The organism is Streptomyces paradoxus, assembly GCF_014202475.1.
GTDB classification, from domain to species: Bacteria; Actinomycetota; Actinomycetes; order Streptomycetales; family Streptomycetaceae; genus Streptomyces; species Streptomyces paradoxus.
This window is the reverse complement of sequence record NZ_JACHGV010000001.1, coordinates 391530-408198: the sequence shown is the minus strand read 5'-3', so window position 1 is coordinate 408198 and position 16669 is coordinate 391530. Positions and strand designations below refer to the sequence as shown.

Genomic DNA, 16669 nt, shown 5'->3' with positions numbered 1-16669 from the left:
CGGCTAGCCGCCGAGAATCTCCGCCAGGTCGTAGCGGACCGGCTCCTCCAGTTGCGCGTACGTGCAGCTCTCGGGGGCCCGGTCCGGGCGCCAGCGGCGGAAACGGGCCGTGTGGCGGAAGCGCTGCCCGTTCTCCATGTGGTCGTACGCCACCTCGGCCACCCGGTCCGGCCGCAGCGGCACCCACGAGAGGTCCTTGCGGCCCGACCAGCGGCTCGGCGCCCCCGGCAGCCGGGCCGTCTCGTGCGCGGCCTCCTCGGACCAGGCCGCCCACGGATGCCCCGCCACGTCGTCCAGCCGCAGCGGCTCCAGCTCCTCCACCAGCTCGGCACGGCGCTTCATCGTGAAAGCCGCGGACACGCCCACGTGCTGGAGGGTGCCCCGGTCGTCGTACAGGCCGAGCAGCAGCGAACCCACGACCGGGCCGCTCTTGTGCAGGCGGTACCCGGCGACCACGACGTCCGCCGTCCGCTCGTGCTTGATCTTGAACATGGCACGCTCGTCCGGCCGGTAGCGCACGGCCGGCGGCTTGGCGATGACACCGTCGAGACCGGCGCCCTCGTACTCCTCGAACCACCGCCGCGCCACCTCGATGTCGGTGGTCGCCGGCGCCAGGTGCACCGGCGCCCGCACCCCGGACAGCGCCCCGGCCAGCCGTTCCCGGCGCTCGGCCAGCGGGACGTCCATCAGCGACTCGTCGCCCAGCGCCAGCAGGTCGAACACGACGAGCGAAGCCGGGGTCCGCTCGGCCAGCGTCCGCACCCGCGAGTCCGCCGGGTGGATCCGCTCCGTCAGCGCGTCGAAGTCCAGATGCCCCTCCCGCGCGATCACGATCTCCCCGTCCACCACGCACCGCTCGGGCAACCGCTCCCGCACAGCCGTCACCAGCTCGGGAAAGTACCTGGTCAGAGGCTTTCCGGTACGGCTGCCCAGCTCGACCTCGTCCCCGTCGCGGAACACGATCGCCCGGAACCCGTCCCACTTCGCCTCGTACTGCATCCCTGCGGGGATCGCCGCCACGGACTTGGCGAGCATCGGCAGGACAGGGGGCATCACCGGCAGATCCATGGATCGATTCTGCGCCGGTATCCCACCGCGTGCCCGATGTGCGAGGTATGCGGGCGACGCCTACCGTGGCGGCATGGGTGACGCGGTGGAGCTGGACGTGGACGGCCGGACCGTACGGCTGTCCAGCCCGGACAAGATGTTCTTTCCCGAGCGCGGTTTCACCAAGCTGGACCTGGCGCGCTACTACATCGCTGTCGGCCCCGGCATCCTGCGCGCCCTGCGCGACCGGCCGACCACCCTGGAGCGCTACCCCGAGGGCGTGAACGGCGAGAACTTCTTCCAGAAGCGGGCGCCGAAGAACATGCCCGGATGGATCCCGACCGCGCACATCACCTTCCCCAGCGGCCGCAGCGCCGACGAGATGTGCCCCACCGAGGCCGGAGCGGTGGTGTGGGCCGCCCAGTTCGGCACCCTCACCTTCCACCCCTGGCCGGTCCGCCGCGACGACGTCGACCACCCGGACGAACTCCGCATCGACCTCGACCCGCAGCCCGGCACCGACTACGACGACGCCGCCCGCGCCGCCCACGAACTCCGGGCAGTACTCGACGAGTTCGGCGGCCTGTGCGGCTTCCCCAAGACCTCGGGCGGCCGGGGCCTGCACGTCTTCGTGCCCATCGAACCGCGCTGGACCTTCACCCAGGTCCGGCGCGCCGCCATCGCCGTCGGCCGGGAGATGGAACGGCGGATGCCCGAGCAGGTGACCATCAAGTGGTGGAAGGAGGAGCGCGGCAGACGCATCTTCATCGACTACAACCAGACGGCACGCGACCGCACGATCGCCTCCGCCTACTCCGTACGCCCCCGCCCGCACGCCCCCGTCTCCGCGCCCCTGCGCTGGGACGAGGTCGGCATCGCGCACCCCCAGGACTTCGACCTCGCGACCATGCCCTCGCGCTTCGCCGAACTCGGCGACGTGCACGCGGACATGGACGACAAGCGCTACTCCCTGGAAGCCCTGCTCGACCTGGCCCGCCGCGACGAGCACGACCACGGTCTGGGCGACCTGCCGTACCCGCCCGAGTATCCGAAGATGCCGGGGGAGCCCAGACGGGTACAGCCGAGCAGGGCCCGCAAGGAGAAGGAGCCTCCTACAGCTCCTTGATCCGGATGTCCCGGTACGAGACCACATCCGTCGTGCCGTGCACCTGGAGCCCGATGTGGCCGGAGGCGAACCGCCGCCCGTCCGTGCCCGGGTCGTCCGAGCGGGGCGGGCTGAACTCCTGGCCGCCGGTGTTGTCGAACTCGTTGATCAGCACACCGTTGCGGAACACCGAGTAGTGCTGGCCCTCCACGCGGATCTCGTAGTCGTTCCAGGTGCCCTTCTGCGTCACGCCCGCGCCGGCCAGACCGACCCGGTCGAAGCCGTAGACCGACCCCGTCTTGTACATGTCGCCGTCGGGCCGGTCGAGCACCTGCACCTCGTGCCCGTACTTGATGGCGACCCACTCCGGGCGGGACTCCTCGGGGTGGTCGTGGACCCACGGGAAGCGCACGAAGACACCCGAGTTGGCGTTGCCGGCGCCGGGAGCGTCGTCACGCCACTGGAGCTTCAGCGAGAAGTCGCCGTACTTGCGCTGCGGGAACCACAGCATGCCCATGCCGGGCGTCGTGGTGCTGGAGGTGATCGTCCCGTCCGGGTTCAGCCCGAACGAACCGCCGCCCACCTGCTGCCACTTGGCGAGCGACTCCGCCGTGCCGTCGAACAGCGCACGGTAGCCCTCGGTCTGCCCCGGCTTGCCGATGCCCGACTCGCGGGCCGCCTTCCGGATCGCCCTGGACTCCCGCTGGTCGATGACCCCTTCCTTCAGCAGCGCGTCGAGAACGGACGTCACGTGCTTGAGGAACAGCGCCTGGGACGTCCACTCCTTCTCGTCCTCGATCAGCTCGCCGATCCGGCACCGGTTGTCGGTCACCCGGTTGCGCACCCCGGAGTCGACCGTGCCGACGATCACCGTCAGCCGCTCGTCGTACTCCGGGCAGTCCGGCGCCGGGACCTGCCCGGAGACGACCGTGAAGGTCACCGTGCGGGCCGCCGCGGTGTTCCCGGCCTTGTCCGTCGCCCGGTAGGCCACGGTGTGCGCACCCGCCCGGTCGACCACCACCGGGGCCGAATAGGCGAGGTAGGGCCCGCCGTCCAGCGAGTACTCGATCCTCTCGACGCCCGAACCGTGCGCGTCGGTCGCGGTGACGGTCACCCGGGCGCTGTTGACGTACGCCCCGGCGGAGTTCTTCGTGCCTTCCACGGTCACACCCGTCACCGGCGGGGTGGTGTCCTGCGGCGGCGCAGCGGCCACCGTGAACCGCACGCTCTTCTCCGCCGCCACGTTGCCCGCCTTGTCGGTGGCGCGGTAGCGGACGGTGTGCTCGCCCACCTGGTGCACCATCACGGGCGCCGTGTACGGCTGCCACGCGCCCGAACCGACCGCGTACTCGACGGTGTTGACCCCGGACCCCGTGTCGGAGGCGGAGACGGTGACCGTCGCCATGTCGATGTACGCCCCGTCGGCGTTGCGCTCCCCGGTCACCGTCGCCGACGTCTCCGGCGCGGTGGTGTCCTCCGACTGGGGCGCCACGACCGTGAACGCGGCGCTCTTCTCGGCGGACACGTTCCCCGCCTTGTCGAACGCCCGGTAGCGGACCGTGTGGCTGCCGACCTGGTCGACGACGACCGGTGCGGTGTACGGCTGCCAGGCACCCGCGTCGCCGAGCGCGTACTCGATCCGGTCGACGCCGGAGCCGCCCTCGTCGGTGGCGTGCAGCGCCACGCTCGCGGAGCCGACGTACTGGCCCTGCGTGTTCTGCGTGCCGCTCACGTGCGCCGACGCCTCGGGCGCGGTGGTGTCCTCACCGGTGCCCTCGGTCACCGTGAGGATGCCCTGCATCTGCCCGTGGCCGGGGATCGTGCAGTGGTAGAAGTACCGGCCGGGCGTGAGCGTGACCTGGGCGGTGTGCTTGCCGCCCTGGGCGTCGTTGGGGTTGGCCAGGATGTTGAGCTGCACGTCGCTGTTGAACTCGGGATCGCTGGTCACGAACGTCAGCGTGTGCGGCATGCCCGTGGTGTTGCCGGTGGCCGCGCTGTTCTCGAACACGATCGTGGCCGTGCCGGCGACCGCTGTCTTCGGCGCCGAGAGGTACTTGTCGATGTCGTTGCCGGCCGTCCAGGTGAGCACCTGGTCGGCGGCCTCTGTGCCGGGCTGCCCGGCGGCGGGCAGCGCCTGCACGCCGAGCAGCATCAGCAGGGCGGCCAGCAGGGCGGCCCAGACTCTGCGTCCCAGGATCATTCGGTCCCCCTCGCCAGCTGACCGGCGGCCGGGGTGGGCCCGCCGCCCTTGTAGGTGACGCGCCACAGGGCCGACTTGGAGTCCGAGGTGAAGAAGCCGCGCCCGTAGTCGAGGACGTACAGGGCGCCGTCCGGACCGAACTTCCAGTCCATGAGGTTCCTGATGCCGTCGTTGCCGACCGGCACGATCTTCTTCAGCGACTCCGCGTGCACCGGCAGACCGCCGTCCCCTTGCGTCTTCGGGTCCATCAGCACCGCGTGGCGCGGCTGGTCGGCGTCGTAGAAGTCACCGACGAACCACTTGCCGTCCCAGTACGCCGGCCACTTGACGGCACTGTCCGCCGCGACCGTGCCGTACCGGTAGACCGGCCCGTTCATCGCGGCCTGCCCGCCGCCCTTGAGCCAGGGCAGCCGGTGCGTGGCCTCCGCCGGCTTGTACGACGGGACACCACTGGCGTCCCTCGGGTAGTCCGGCGCACCGCCCGACGGCGCGTACCAGATGTTGTTGCCTGTCACCGGCGGCAGGTTCACCAGGCCGTCGTTGTTCGGCGACTCGTTCTTCGGGCGGTCGCAGTCGTACCAGCCGAGCGGCTTGGACGGGTCCGGCAGATTGCGGTCCCGGTAGGGCTGCTTGTTGCCCATGCAGTACGGCCAGCCGCGGTTGCCCGCCTCGGTGATGGCGGCGAAGGTGTCGTACTTGGCCGGCCCCCAGGTCGTCGAGGGCGCGCTCGCGTCCGGCCCGACCCAACCCGCGTAGAGCACGTCGGTCGACTTGTCGACGGAGATGCGCGCCGGGTTGCGGACGCCCATCACGTAGATCTCGCCGCGCGTCTTGCCGCCGCCCTCGGCGGTCTCCTTCCCGGTGAACAGGTTGCCCTCGGGGAGGGTGTACGTCCCGTCCGGCTCCGGGTGGATGCGCAGGATCTTGCCGTTGAGGTTGTTGGTGTTGCCGGCGGTGCGGCGGGCGTCGGCGAAGGAGACGCCCTTGTAGTTCGGCTCCGGGTTGTTGCCCGAGTAACCGGCGCTGAAGCCGCTGGAGTTGTTGTCACCGGTGGCGATGTACAGATTGCCCTTGGAGTCCCAGGCCATCCCGCCGCCCGCGTGGCAGCAGCTGTGGATCTGCACCGGCCACTTCAGCAGCACCTTCTCGCTGGACAGGTCCAGCTTGTTCGTGGCCCGGTCGAGCGTGAACCGGGAGACCCACCGCTCCGCCATCCGCGTCTCGCGGTTGATCCGCTCGTGCGGCGTGTAGTGCAGATACACCCAGCCGTTCTGCGCGAACCCCGGGTCCAGCTCGATGCCGAGCAGTCCCTCCTCGACCTTGACCAGCTCGTCGCCGCCGCCCTTGTTGCCGAAGACGGTGAGCGCCCCGGCCAGGGTGACCTGCCTGGTCTTCGGGTCGTAGACGTGGATCTCGCCCTTGCCCTTGCCGATGCCGGGGTTGTTCCAGTCGGTGATCACGGGCTGCGAGGAGTCCGCGCCGCCCCGGCCGATGTAGAAGACCCGGCCGTCGGGCGCGGTGACCATCCCGTGCGGCTCGCCGATCTGGTCGTTCTGCCCCGGCTGGTTGGGCTTGGTCAGCCGCTCCGCCGCGTAGTTGGCGTTGATGGCGGCCTTGCAGTCGGCCTGCTCCAGACGGGTCGTCCACAGCAGCGCGCCGCGCAGATGGTCACGGAAGTCGGTCTCGTCGTACGACGAGACCGTCCCGCCCATGCCCGTGTAGAAGGACCGCCCGCCGTCGTAGTCCCGGCACCAGCTGACCGGGTGGTCCCAGCCGTTGGAGCCCGAGCCCGGCTGGTACGTCGACTCGCGGACCCGGGCCACCGTGTGCACGTCGCCCGACGGGTTCTTCACCCAGTTCAGCCACCGGTCCGGGCGCTTCCACTGCACCGGCAGGTCCTTGGTGGCGGGGTGGGTGCGGTCGCCGACCTCGACGGTCGCCCGCTGCACGGCGGTCGGGCTCGAAGCGGCCGGGCGGGCACCCACCAGTCCGGTGTACCAGTCCGAGTACGGCTCCGCGCGCGCCGCGTCATGGATGCCGACGAATCCGCCGCCGGCCTCCATGTAGGCCTCCAGGCCGGCCTCCTGCTCCGCGTCGAGGACGTCGCCCCCGCCGGTCAGGAACACGATCGCGTTGAACCGGCCGAGCCTCGTCTCGTCGGTGAACACCGAGGCGTCACCGGTGGCCTGGACCTTGAAGCGGCGGTTCGCCGGGCCCGACAGGCCGATGTCCTCGATGGCCTCGATCCCGGCGTTCACCACCGGCGACTCCTCCCCGGCCGCGGAACCGTGGAAGATCAGCACCCGTACGTTCGCGCCGCCTGGTGGCGACTTGATCGACATCGTTGTCAGCGGGGGTTCGGGATAAGGGCGCGCGTTCGCGGCGGGGCCCGACAGCAGCCCGGCGGTCACGACCCCGGCGGCGACGGACGCCGCCCAGACGCGTCTTGACTTGCTCAACCCTCGTAAGTGCATGGGCACCTCCTCGGTCACAGCAACACCGCCAAGGAAGCTAAACGCCTTTGCGTGTCACGCCAATACCTATGACCGGGATGGCACCAACTTTGTCTTGAGTGTGGATAAACGGCAGCGCGGCCGGTACCGTCTCACAGGTTCATCACAGGTACGCCTCCGTAAATGCCTTACCAGGGTGGGGAGTTCCGCATGGACAGACGTGGCTTCAACCGGCGGGTCCTGCTGGGCGGCGCGGCCGTCGCGACATCGTTGTCCGTGGCGCCGGAGGCCGTGAGCGCCGCCGGACCGGCGAAGACGGCGCCCGCCGGGGGCGAGGTGAAGCGCATCAAGCTCTACGCCGAGAAGCTCCCCGACGGGCAGATGGGCTACGGCCTGGAGAAGGGCAAGGCGTCCGTCCCGGGCCCGCTGATCGAGCTCAACGAGGGCGACACACTGCACGTCGAGTTCGAGAACACGATGGACGTGGCGGTGAGTCTGCACGTCCACGGCCTGGACTACGAAATCACCAGCGACGGCACGAAAATGAACCGCAGTCATGTGGAGCCGGGCGGCACCCGGACCTACACCTGGCGCACCCACGCCCCCGGCCGGCGCAAGGACGGCACCTGGCGGGCGGGCAGCGCGGGCTACTGGCACTACCACGACCACGTCGTCGGCACCGAACACGGCACGGTGGGGCTGCAGAAGGGGCTGTTCGGACCGGTCATCGTCCGCCGCAAGGGAGACGTCCTGCCGGACCGGACGCACACCGTCGTCTTCAACGACATGCGCATCAACAACAAACCGCCGCACTCCGGGCCGGACTTCGAGGCCACGGTGGGGGATCGCGTCGAGTTCATCGTGATCACGCACGGCGAGTTCTACCACACGTTCCACATGCACGGGCACCGCTGGGCGGACAACCGCACCGGCATGCTGACCGGCCCCGACGACCCCAGCCAGGTCATCGACAACAAGATCACCGGCCCGGCCGACTCGTTCGGCTTCCAGGTGATCGCGGGGGAGGGGGTGGGCGCCGGTGCCTGGATGTACCACTGCCACGTGCAGAGCCACTCCGACATGGGGATGGTGGGGCTGTTCCTGGTGAAGAAGCCGGACGGGACCATTCCGGGGTACGAGCCGCACGAGCACGGGGAGCAACCGCCGGGCGGCGGCCACGAGCACTGACGGGCGACCGCTCACCGCGCTACGCGAGAGCGCTCTCACCGCGCCGCTGCCCCAGGGCTATCCTGATCCGCAGCCGCAGGTGAGGAGCCCCGAAGTGACCGACACAGCGCCGCGTCCCACCCTGGAGGCCGTGGCCGCCCGGGCCGGTGTCTCGCGGGCCACCGTGTCCCGCGTGGTCAACGGCGGCGACGGGGTGCGGGACATCCTGGTGGAGCGGGTCCGCAAGGCCGTGGACGAGCTCGGATACGTACCCAACCAGGCCGCCCGCTCCCTGGTGACCCGGCGGCACGACGCGGTCGCGGTCGTCGTCGCCGAACCGGAGACCCGGGTCTTCGCCGACCCGTTCTTCGCGCTCCAGCTGCGCGGCATCAGCAAGGAGCTCACCGCCCACGACAACCAGCTCGTCCTGCTCCTCACGGAGGGCCGGGACGACCACGCCCGGGTCGGCAGGTACCTCGCCGGCGGACATGTCGACGGCGCCCTCGTCTTCTCCCTGCACCTCGACGACCCGCTGCCGGAGCTGATCCAGCGGGCCGGCATCCCGACCGTCTTCGGCGGGCGGCCCGGCTGGAGCGGCGACCGGCGCGAGGTGGTCTACGTCGACAGCGACAACCGCGGCGGTGCCCGCGACGCCGTCCGGCACCTGGCCGGCCTCGGCCGCAACCGGATCGCGCACATCACCGGCGCCCTCGACCAGACCTCCGCCGCGGACCGCCTCGACGGCTACCGGGACGTCATGGTGGACGCCGACCCGCGGCTGATCGCCGAGGCCGACTTCACCCCGGCCGGGGGCGAGCGGGCGATGCGCGAGCTCCTCGACCGCTGCCCGGACGTGGACGCGGTGTTCGCCGCAAACGACCTCATGGCCTCCGGGGCACTGCGTGTCCTGCGCGAGTCCGGCCGCCGGGTTCCCGGCGACGTGGCCGTGATCGGGTTCGACGACATGCGGCCCGTCGCCGAACAGACCGACCCGCCGCTGACGACGGTCCGTCAGGACATCGAGGAGATGGGCCGCCTGATGGCCCGCCTGCTGCTGCGCGGCCTCGACCGAACCGCCCCCCAAGAGGGCGTCGGGGCGCCGCCGTCCAGCGTGGTGCTGCCGACGACGCTGGTGCGGCGCGGATCGGCGTAGCCGGTCTCAGGTCTGCGGCGGGGCGCTGCGGATCACGGCGAAGCGGGCGCCGTACGGGTCGGCGAGTTTCGCGAGGCGGCCGACGGACGGGAGGTCCGTGGCCGCGAGGCGGACCGTGCCGCCCAGTTCCCGGGTCCTCGCGACGATGGCGTCCGTGTCGGCGACCTCGAAGTACGGCAGCCAGTACGCCTCCTCCTCGGACGGGTCGTCGGCCAGCGGGACGACTCCGCCGAACATGGCGTCCTCGCCCTGTCCGGCCGGGCTGAACGTGGTGTACGTGCCGCCGGCGAAGTCGGCGCCGAAGGTCTCCAGACCGAGTACGGAGTGGTAGAAGGCGGCCGCGGCCGGGACGTCCGCCGTGTACAGCTCGACCCAGCACAGCGAGCCGGGGTCCTGGACCACCTCCAGGCCCTTGTTGCGGCCCGGCTGCCACAGGCCGAAGGGCACTCCCGCCTGGTCGGTGAGGATCGCCATCCGGCCCAGGTCCTGGACGTCCATCGGCTGCACCGCCACCGAGCCGCGCGCCTGCTCGGCCGCCCGCGCCGTGGCGTCCGCGTCCGGCGCCTGGAAGTACACCGTCCAGGACGGCGGGCCCTGCTCGGCGGTGGTCTGCATGCCCCCGGCGGCCGTCCTGCCGCCGAGCTGGAACAGGCCGTACCCTCCGACCTCCGGGCCGCCCGGCTGGAACCGCCAGTCGAACAGCCCGCCGTAGAAGGCGGCGGCGCCGTCGATGTCGGGGGTGCCGAGGTCGATCCAGTTCGGAGCGCCGGTGACATAACGGGTGGTGAGCATCGTCGCCCTCCTCGCACAGGGGCCCGTCGTCCGCACTGCCGAGTCTTTCACCGCCGGATGACATCCGCCGCCGGAACACCGCCGGGGAGGGCGGGGCGGGCTGTGCGGTGTTTCCGCGCGCCGCCGTGCGCCGGCCGGTCCGGCGGGCCACCATCGGAGGGCCGGGGGCCCGGGAACGCGGTGTTGATCCCGCGTTGATCGAACGTTTTTCGCCGCCAGCGACGCTTCCGGTCATGCACATCGACACGATCACCTCGCCCGAACTCGAATGGCAGCAAGAGGCGTTGTGCGCGCAGACGGGGGCGGACTTCTTCTTCCCCGAACCGGGCAGTTCGGTGCGGGAGGCGAAGCGGATCTGCGGTATGTGCCCGATCCGTGCGGCCTGCCTCGCGTACGCGCTGGACAACGACGAGCGCTTCGGTGTCTGGGGCGGCCTCTCCGAGAAGGAGCGGCTGGAACTGCGGCGGGTGTCGCGGTAGCCGCCACCGGGGCGGGGCCTCCCGGTCCCACTTGGGTCCGCTGGCGGCACGCACGAGGCCCCGGCCGCTCGTGGCGGCCGGGGCCTCGTGGCGGTGTGCGGGGCGGTGTCAGGCGCCGGCCCGGGCCGCCATGCGGGCCTTGCGGGCGGCCAGCTTCTCGTCGAACTTCGACGCCTCGGAGTCCAGACCGCCCATGAACAGACCGAGCTCCTCCTGCGCCTTGCGGCCCTCCGGGCCCAGGCCGTCGATCTCCATGATCTTCAGGAAGCGCAGCACGGGCTGGAGCACGTCGTCGTGGTGGATGCGCATGTTGTAGATCTCGCCGATCGCCATCTGCGCGGCGGCGCGCTCGAAGCCGGGCATGCCGTGGCCGGGCATCCGGAAGTTCACGATGACGTCGCGCACCGCCATCATCGTCAGGTCGGGCGCCAGCTCGAAGGCCGCCTTCAGCAGGTTCCGGTAGAAGACCATGTGCAGGTTCTCGTCGGTGGCGATGCGCGCCAGCATGCGGTCGCAGACCGGGTCCCCGGACTGGTGGCCGGTGTTGCGGTGCGAGACGCGGGTCGCGAGCTCCTGGAAGGCCACGTAGGCGACCGAGTGCAGCATCGAGTGCCGGTTGTCCGACTCGAAGCCCTCGCTCATGTGGGACATCCGGAACTCTTCCAGCTTGTCCGGGTCCACCGCGCGCGAGGTGAGCAGGTAGTCGCGCATCACGATGCCGTGCCGGCCCTCCTCCGCCGTCCAGCGGTGCACCCAGGTGCCCCAGGCGCCGTCACGGCCGAAGAGGGAGGCGATCTCGTGGTGGTAGCTGGGCAGGTTGTCCTCGGTCAGAAGGTTGACGACGAGCGCGATGCGGCCGATCTCGGTGACCTTGGACTGCTCCTTGCCCCAGGCCTCGCCGTCCTCGAAGAGACCGGGGAAGTTGCGCCCGTCGCTCCACGGCACGTACTCGTGCGGCATCCAGTCCTTGGCGACCTTCAGATGCCGGTTGAGCTCCTTCTCGACCACTTCCTCCAGGGCGTACAGCAGCTGAGCGTCGGTCCAGGCGCCGGCCGGGCTGCCGAGGTGGGGAGTGGTGATCGTCATGGACTCTCCAGGGGGACAAACGTATGAGCGGTGTGCGGTGAACCTACGGCATCGTAGGCTACGTTGCCGTAGGTTACGAGGCCGTAGGTTAAGGGTGTCGTAAAGGCCGCTGATCAGCGGGGTCGCTCGTACGCGCGTCAACTTCCCGGACCGCGCAGGTCGAGGGGCCGGAGGGGGAACCCGCGGCTCCGGTCAGGTGTACAGCTCCCGCAGCCGCACCGAGAGGCACGTCACACATCCTTCGAGCTTCTCGAACTCGCTGATGTCCACGACGACCGGTTCGTACCCGAGGTCGGCGAACAGCTCGGCGGTCTTCGGCGCGCTCGCCGCCATCAGCAGCTTGTCGCCGCCGAGCAGGACGACGTGTGATCCCGCCTCCTCGGGGACCGGCAGGAAACGCGCGAACAGCGAGGGCGTGTCCATCTTGGGGATGTGCCCGATGACCGTGCCGTCCGGCAGCGCCGTGACCGCCGACTTCAGGTGCAGCACCTTGCTCACCGGCGCGGCGACGACCCGCGCGCCGAGCGGCTCGAACGCCGCGCGCAGCTGCTGGACGCCGGCGGCGTTGGTGCGGCCGCCCCGGCCCACGTAGACGGTGTCGCCGATCTTCAGGACGTCGCCGCCCTCCAGCGTGCCCGGGTCCCAGATCCAGTTCACCGAGCAGCCCAGACCGGCCACGGCCTCCTCGACCCCGGCGGTCTCCGCACGCCGGGAGTCGGCGCCCGGGCGGGCGATCAGCGCGACGTTCCGGTACATCACGACCGTGTCCTCGACGAAGACGGAGTCCGGGCAGTCGTCGGCCGGGTCCACCTCGATGGTCTCCCAGCCGTGCGTGCGCAGGGCCTCCACGTACGCCTCCCACTGCTCGACGGCGAGGTCGGTGTCGACCTTCTCCCGCTCGATGTGCGTCACCAGCCCCTCGGCGAGACGCGGGCTGGGGCGGCGGACGAGGGCCTTCTTGCTGGGCACGAGCGGGACTCCGTATCGGATGGACGTGTCTGGACCGCACCGGCGGGTCCTCCGGGATCGACCGGAACCCATCGGGCGTCGGCCGACCATCATGCAGGGCGAACGGGGGAGAGGACAGCCCCGGGGCGGGGCGGAGAAGCGGTGGTGCTGATCAAGCGCCCGCCGGGTACCCCGCTCCCGCCCCGTCGCACTCGGCCAACCGGTCCGGCCTCCTGCGGCGCCCCCGGCTCACGGGCGCTGCCGCACCGCCCGCCGCAGATGCTCCCCGGTGAATGAGCCCTGCGCCTCCAGAATCTGCCGGGGCGTCCCCTCGAAGACGATCTCGCCGCCGTCCCGGCCGCCGTCCGGGCCGAGGTCGATCACCCAGTCGGCCCGGGCGACCACGTCGAGGTTGTGCTCGACGACGACGACCGTGTTGCCCGCGTCGACCAGCCGGTCCAGCAGGGCGACGAGGCCCTCCACATCCGCCATGTGCAGGCCGGTCGTCGGCTCGTCGAGCACGTAGACCGCGCCCGTCCGGTGCAGTCGCGTGGCCAGCTTGATGCGCTGCCGCTCGCCGCCGGAGAGCGTGGAGAGGGGCTGGCCGAGGGTGAGGTACGTCAGTCCGACGTCCCGCAGGGCACGCAGCCGGCGCCGTACGCCCGTGTCGTCGAAGAAGCCGAGTGCCTCCTCGGCCGTCATCTCCAGGACGTCCGCGATGGAATGCCCCCGCACCGTCAGCCGCAGCACCTCCTCCTTGAAGCGCCGCCCCTCGCAGTCGTGGCAGGTCGTCGTCACCGGGTCCATGAAGGCGAGGTCGGTGTGGATGACGCCCCGGCCCTCGCAGGTGCCGCAGGCCCCGCCGGAGTTGAAGCTGAACAGGCCCGCCCCGGCCCCCGTCTCGCGGGCGAAGATCTTCCGGACCGTGTCCATGAGCCCCAGGTAGGTCGCCGGGGTGGAGCGGCCCGAGATGCCGATCGACGACTGGTCGACGACCACGGCCTCCTCGTGCGCCGCGGTGAACTCCCCGGCCAGGGTGCTCTTTCCCGAGCCCGCGACGCCGGTCACCGCCGTGAGCACACCGGCCGGGAACCGTACGGTCACGTCCCGCAGGTTGTGCCGGTCCGCACCCTTGACCCACAGCTCGCCCGTGGGCTCCCGCACCTCGTCCTTGACCGCCGTACGGGTGCGCAGGCAGCGCCCGGTGAGCGTGCCGGACACGGCCAGTTCCGCCGGAGTCCCCTCGAACACCACCGTGCCGCCCCCGGCGCCGGCGCCCGGGCCCATGTCGACGACGTGGTCGGCCAGCGCGATCACGTCCGGGTCGTGCTCGACGACCAGCACCGTGTTGCCCTTGTCGCGCAGCCGCAGCAGTAGGTCGCCGAGGCGGCCCACGTCACGCGGGTGCAGGCCGACGCTCGGCTCGTCGAAGATGTACGTCATGCCGGTCAGGCTGGAGCCGAGGTGCCGCACCGTCTTCAGCCGCTGCCCCTCCCCGCCGCTGAGCGTGGCCGTCTCCCGGTCGAGGCTGAGGTAGCCGAGGCCGATCGCCTCGATGCGCTCCAGCGCGGCCACGGCCGCCGAGGCGATCGGCCCGGCCACCGCGTCGTCGATCTCCTTCAGCACGGTGATCAGGTCGGTGACCTGCATACGGGTGCAGTCGGCGATCGACCGGCCGTTGATCCTCGTTGCCAGGGCCGCCGCGTTCAGACGTGCTCCGCGGCAGTCCGGGCAGGTGCCCTCCACGAGGAACGCGTTCACCAGCTCCCGGGTCTTCTGGCTCATGGCCGACAGGTCCCGCTTCAGGTACAGCCGCTCGAAGCGGACCGCCAGCCCCTCGTACTCCGTGGTCCAGGTGCCGCCCGTGCCGTTGACGGTGACCTTGCTGCCGGGCCGCCCGCGCATCAGGAACTCCCGCTCGGCGGCCGTGAACCGCCCCACCGGCTTGTGCGGGTCGAGGTCGGCGCTGTTGGTGTACGCCTGCCCCTGCCAGGTCCCGGCGGCGAAGGGCGGGAAGCGGACCGCCCCCTCGGCGAGGGAGCGGTCCGGGTCCAGGATGCGGTCCCAGTCGGGCCTGACCGCCCGGCCGAGACCGTCGCACCCGGGGCACATGCCCGACGGGTCGTTGAACGAGTACGCCGTCGCCGGTCCGGCGCTCGGGGTGCCGTACCGGGAGAACAGCACCCGGATCACCGAATAGACGTCGGTCATGGTGCCGACGGTCGACCGGGAGTGGCCGCCGACCTGCCGCTGGTCGACGACGATCGCCGGGGTGAGGTCCTCCAGGCCGTCCGCGTGCGGCCGCTCGAACTTGGGCAGCCGGTTGCGGACGAACCAGGGGTACGTCTCGTTCAGCTGGCGCTGCGACTCCACCGCGATCGTGTCGAAGACGACGGACGACTTCCCCGACCCCGAAACGCCGGTGAACACGGTCAGCCGGCCTTTCGGGATGCGCAGGGTGACGTCCTTGAGGTTGTTCTCGCGTGCTCCGGTCAGGGTGATGGCATCGTGTGCGAAGTCGGTCATGCCACCGACGCTAGGCGGGAAACCAGACAGCCTCTGGCGTGATTTCCCGCAGTTCTCCTTCCTCCAGCAACAGCCAGCGCGTGATGCCGACCGACTCCAGGAACGGCAGGTCGTGACTGGCCACGACCAGCGCCCCCTCGTACGACTCCAGGGCCGTGGTGAGCTGCCGGACGCTCGCCATGTCGAGGTTGTTGGTCGGCTCGTCCAGCATGAGCAGCTGCGGCGCGGGCTCCGCCAGCATCAGCGCGGCCAGTGCCGCCCGGAAGCGCTCGCCGCCGGACAGCGTCGCCGCCTTCTGGTCGGCGCGGGCGCCCCGGAACAGGAAGCGCGCCAGCCGCGCCCGGACCCGGTTGTTGGTGGCGCCCGGCGCGAACCGCGCCACGTTCTCGGCGACGGTCCGCTCGCCGTCGAGGACGTCGAGCCGCTGCGGCAGGAACCGCAGCGGGACGTGCGCCCGCACCTCCCCGGATTCCGGGGCGAGTTCCCCGGCGATCGTGCGCAGCAGCGTGGTCTTGCCCGCGCCGTTGCGCCCGACCAGCGCGACCCGCTCGGGACCGCGCAGCTCCAGGCCGCCCTTCACCCGGGGGCCGTAGCGGAGCCCGAGATCCTGCAGCGTGAGGACGGTACGCCCCGGCGGCACGGCCGTGTACGGCAGGTCGACGCGGATCTCGTCGTCGTCCCGGACCGCCTCCACCGCGTCGTCCAGCCGCTCCTTGGCCTCGGCGAGCTTCTCCTCGTGCATGATGCGGTGCTTGCCCGCGGACTCCTGCGCCGCGCGCTTGCGTGCCCCCATGACGATCTTCGGCTCGCGCTTCTGGTCCCACATCTTCTGCCCGTACCGCTTGCGGCGGGCCAGCTTGACCTGGGCGTCGGTCAGTTCGCGCTTCTGCTTGCGGAAGTCGGCCTCGGCGACGCGCACCATGCGCTCGGCCGCCTCCTGCTCGATCTCCAGGGCCTCCTCGTAGACGGAGTAGTTGCCGCCGTACCAGGTGATCTCTCCGGAGCGCAGATCGGCGATCTGGTCGACGAGGTCCAGCAGTTCACGGTCGTGACTGACGACGACCATCACGCCCGGCCAGGACTGGACGGCCGCGTACAGCCGCCTGCGGGCGTACAGGTCGAGGTTGTTGGTCGGCTCGTCCAGCAGCAGCACGTCGGGGCGGCGCAGCAGCAGCGCGGCCAGGCGCAGCAGCACCGACTCGCCGCCCGACACCTCGCCGACGGTGCGGTCCAGCCCGACGTGTCCCAGCCCGAGTTCGCCGAGGGTGGCGAGGGCGCGTTCCTCCACGTCCCAGTCGTCGCCGACGGTCTCGAAGTGCGTCTCGGAGACGTCGCCGGCCTCGATGGCGTGCAGGGCGGCGCGCTGCCCGGCGATGCCGAGGGCCTCGTCGACGCGCAGGGTGGTGTCGAGCGTGACGTTCTGCGGGAGGTATCCGACCTCGCCGGCCACGCGGACGGTGCCGTCGGCCGGTGCGAGTTCACCGGCGATCAGCTTCAACAGGGTTGATTTACCTGACCCGTTGATGCCGACCAGGCCGGTCCGGCCGGGGCCGAACGCGACGTCCAGGCCCTCGAAGACGGGGCTGCCGTCGGGCCAGGTGAACGAAAGGGATGTGACGGTGATGGAGGTAGACATGCGGCCTCACTCGCGGTTGCTCGAAGCGGTCGGGGGCAAACGCGTGTCGAGACACCTGCGACCAGGGGGGAGGCTCC

12 protein-coding genes are annotated in these 16669 nt (G+C 71.0%); 4 read left to right on the top strand and 8 right to left on the bottom strand.

Annotated features, from left to right (window positions below; translation table 11 throughout):
* Positions 1 to 3: 3 nt before the first annotated feature.
* Positions 4 to 1068: an ATP-dependent DNA ligase gene (locus HNR57_RS01860; RefSeq protein WP_184554906.1), complete on the bottom strand. Its 1065-nt coding sequence runs from the start codon at positions 1066 to 1068 to the stop codon at positions 4 to 6.
* 73 nt (positions 1069 to 1141) lie between these two features.
* Here HNR57_RS01860 and ligD point away from each other — a divergent pair, with 73 nt between their 5' ends.
* The gene (ligD, locus tag HNR57_RS01855; protein ID WP_184554903.1) at positions 1142 to 2173 is read left to right on the top strand and encodes a non-homologous end-joining DNA ligase; all 1032 of its coding nucleotides are present in this window, start codon (positions 1142 to 1144) and stop codon (positions 2171 to 2173) included.
* Here the strand turns inward: ligD and HNR57_RS01850 are convergent.
* Entirely contained in the window at positions 2160 to 4352 is a 2193-nt protein-coding gene (locus tag HNR57_RS01850; protein ID WP_184554900.1) for an OmpL47-type beta-barrel domain-containing protein, read from the bottom strand. The genes ligD and HNR57_RS01850 overlap by 14 nt on opposite strands.
* Positions 4349 to 6826, bottom strand: coding sequence for a ThuA domain-containing protein (locus HNR57_RS01845; protein ID WP_184554897.1), 2478 nt, complete (start codon positions 6824 to 6826; stop codon positions 4349 to 4351). The genes HNR57_RS01850 and HNR57_RS01845 overlap by 4 nt, the downstream gene beginning before the upstream one ends.
* Before the next feature lie 189 nt (positions 6827 to 7015).
* Here HNR57_RS01845 and HNR57_RS01840 point away from each other — a divergent pair, with 189 nt between their 5' ends.
* Together HNR57_RS01840 and HNR57_RS01835 are read left to right on the top strand one after the other, a co-directional pair.
* Complete coding sequence (locus tag HNR57_RS01840) at positions 7016 to 7993, top strand: multicopper oxidase domain-containing protein (RefSeq protein ID WP_184554894.1); 978 nt, start codon at positions 7016 to 7018, stop codon at positions 7991 to 7993.
* 94 nt (positions 7994 to 8087) lie between these two features.
* Positions 8088 to 9125, top strand: a complete 1038-nt coding sequence (locus HNR57_RS01835; RefSeq protein WP_184554890.1) for a LacI family DNA-binding transcriptional regulator — start codon at positions 8088 to 8090, stop codon at positions 9123 to 9125.
* A 6-nt stretch (positions 9126 to 9131) separates the two neighbouring features.
* Here the strand turns inward: HNR57_RS01835 and HNR57_RS01830 are convergent, their stop codons facing one another.
* Positions 9132 to 9917, bottom strand: a complete 786-nt coding sequence (locus HNR57_RS01830) for a VOC family protein (RefSeq protein WP_184554887.1) — start codon at positions 9915 to 9917, stop codon at positions 9132 to 9134.
* 233 nt (positions 9918 to 10150) lie between these two features.
* Here HNR57_RS01830 and HNR57_RS01825 point away from each other — a divergent pair, with 233 nt between their 5' ends.
* A complete protein-coding gene (locus HNR57_RS01825; RefSeq protein ID WP_180989751.1) occupies positions 10151 to 10396 on the top strand; it encodes a WhiB family transcriptional regulator in 246 nt (81 codons plus the stop codon).
* Positions 10397 to 10504: 108 nt separating this feature from the next.
* Here HNR57_RS01825 and HNR57_RS01820 read toward each other — a convergent pair whose 3' ends face one another.
* The 4 genes from HNR57_RS01820 to HNR57_RS01805 form a co-directional block, all read right to left on the bottom strand.
* Positions 10505 to 11482, bottom strand: a complete 978-nt coding sequence (locus HNR57_RS01820; RefSeq protein ID WP_184554884.1) for an acyl-ACP desaturase — start codon at positions 11480 to 11482, stop codon at positions 10505 to 10507.
* A gap of 192 nt (positions 11483 to 11674) precedes the next feature.
* Positions 11675 to 12451 carry a dimethylargininase gene (gene ddaH, locus HNR57_RS01815; protein WP_184554881.1) on the bottom strand — a complete coding sequence of 259 codons (777 nt, stop codon included), beginning with the start codon at positions 12449 to 12451 and terminating at the stop codon, positions 11675 to 11677.
* Between the two features lie 228 nt (positions 12452 to 12679).
* On the bottom strand, positions 12680 to 14956 hold the full coding sequence (locus tag HNR57_RS01810) for an ATP-binding cassette domain-containing protein (RefSeq protein ID WP_184554878.1): 2277 nt from the start codon (positions 14954 to 14956) through the stop codon (positions 12680 to 12682).
* 10 nt (positions 14957 to 14966) lie between these two features.
* Positions 14967 to 16592 (bottom strand): ABC-F family ATP-binding cassette domain-containing protein, encoded by a 1626-nt coding sequence (locus tag HNR57_RS01805; protein WP_184554875.1) that lies wholly within the window; start codon positions 16590 to 16592, stop codon positions 14967 to 14969.
* Positions 16593 to 16669: the final 77 nt, after the last annotated feature.

Coding starts and splice junctions, on each gene's coding strand:
- HNR57_RS01810 (WP_184554878.1), bottom strand. CDS start 14,956: ATGACCGACTTCGCACACGATGCCATCACCCTGACCGGAGCACGCGAG.
- HNR57_RS01805 (WP_184554875.1), bottom strand. CDS start 16,592: ATGTCTACCTCCATCACCGTCACATCCCTTTCGTTCACCTGGCCCGAC.
- HNR57_RS01825 (WP_180989751.1), top strand. CDS start 10,151: ATGCACATCGACACGATCACCTCGCCCGAACTCGAATGGCAGCAAGAG.
- ligD (WP_184554903.1), top strand. CDS start 1,142: ATGGGTGACGCGGTGGAGCTGGACGTGGACGGCCGGACCGTACGGCTG.
- HNR57_RS01830 (WP_184554887.1), bottom strand. CDS start 9,917: ATGCTCACCACCCGTTATGTCACCGGCGCTCCGAACTGGATCGACCTC.
- HNR57_RS01860 (WP_184554906.1), bottom strand. CDS start 1,068: ATGGATCTGCCGGTGATGCCCCCTGTCCTGCCGATGCTCGCCAAGTCC.
- HNR57_RS01840 (WP_184554894.1), top strand. CDS start 7,016: ATGGACAGACGTGGCTTCAACCGGCGGGTCCTGCTGGGCGGCGCGGCC.
- HNR57_RS01820 (WP_184554884.1), bottom strand. CDS start 11,482: ATGACGATCACCACTCCCCACCTCGGCAGCCCGGCCGGCGCCTGGACC.
- HNR57_RS01850 (WP_184554900.1), bottom strand. CDS start 4,352: ATGATCCTGGGACGCAGAGTCTGGGCCGCCCTGCTGGCCGCCCTGCTG.
- HNR57_RS01845 (WP_184554897.1), bottom strand. CDS start 6,826: ATGCACTTACGAGGGTTGAGCAAGTCAAGACGCGTCTGGGCGGCGTCC.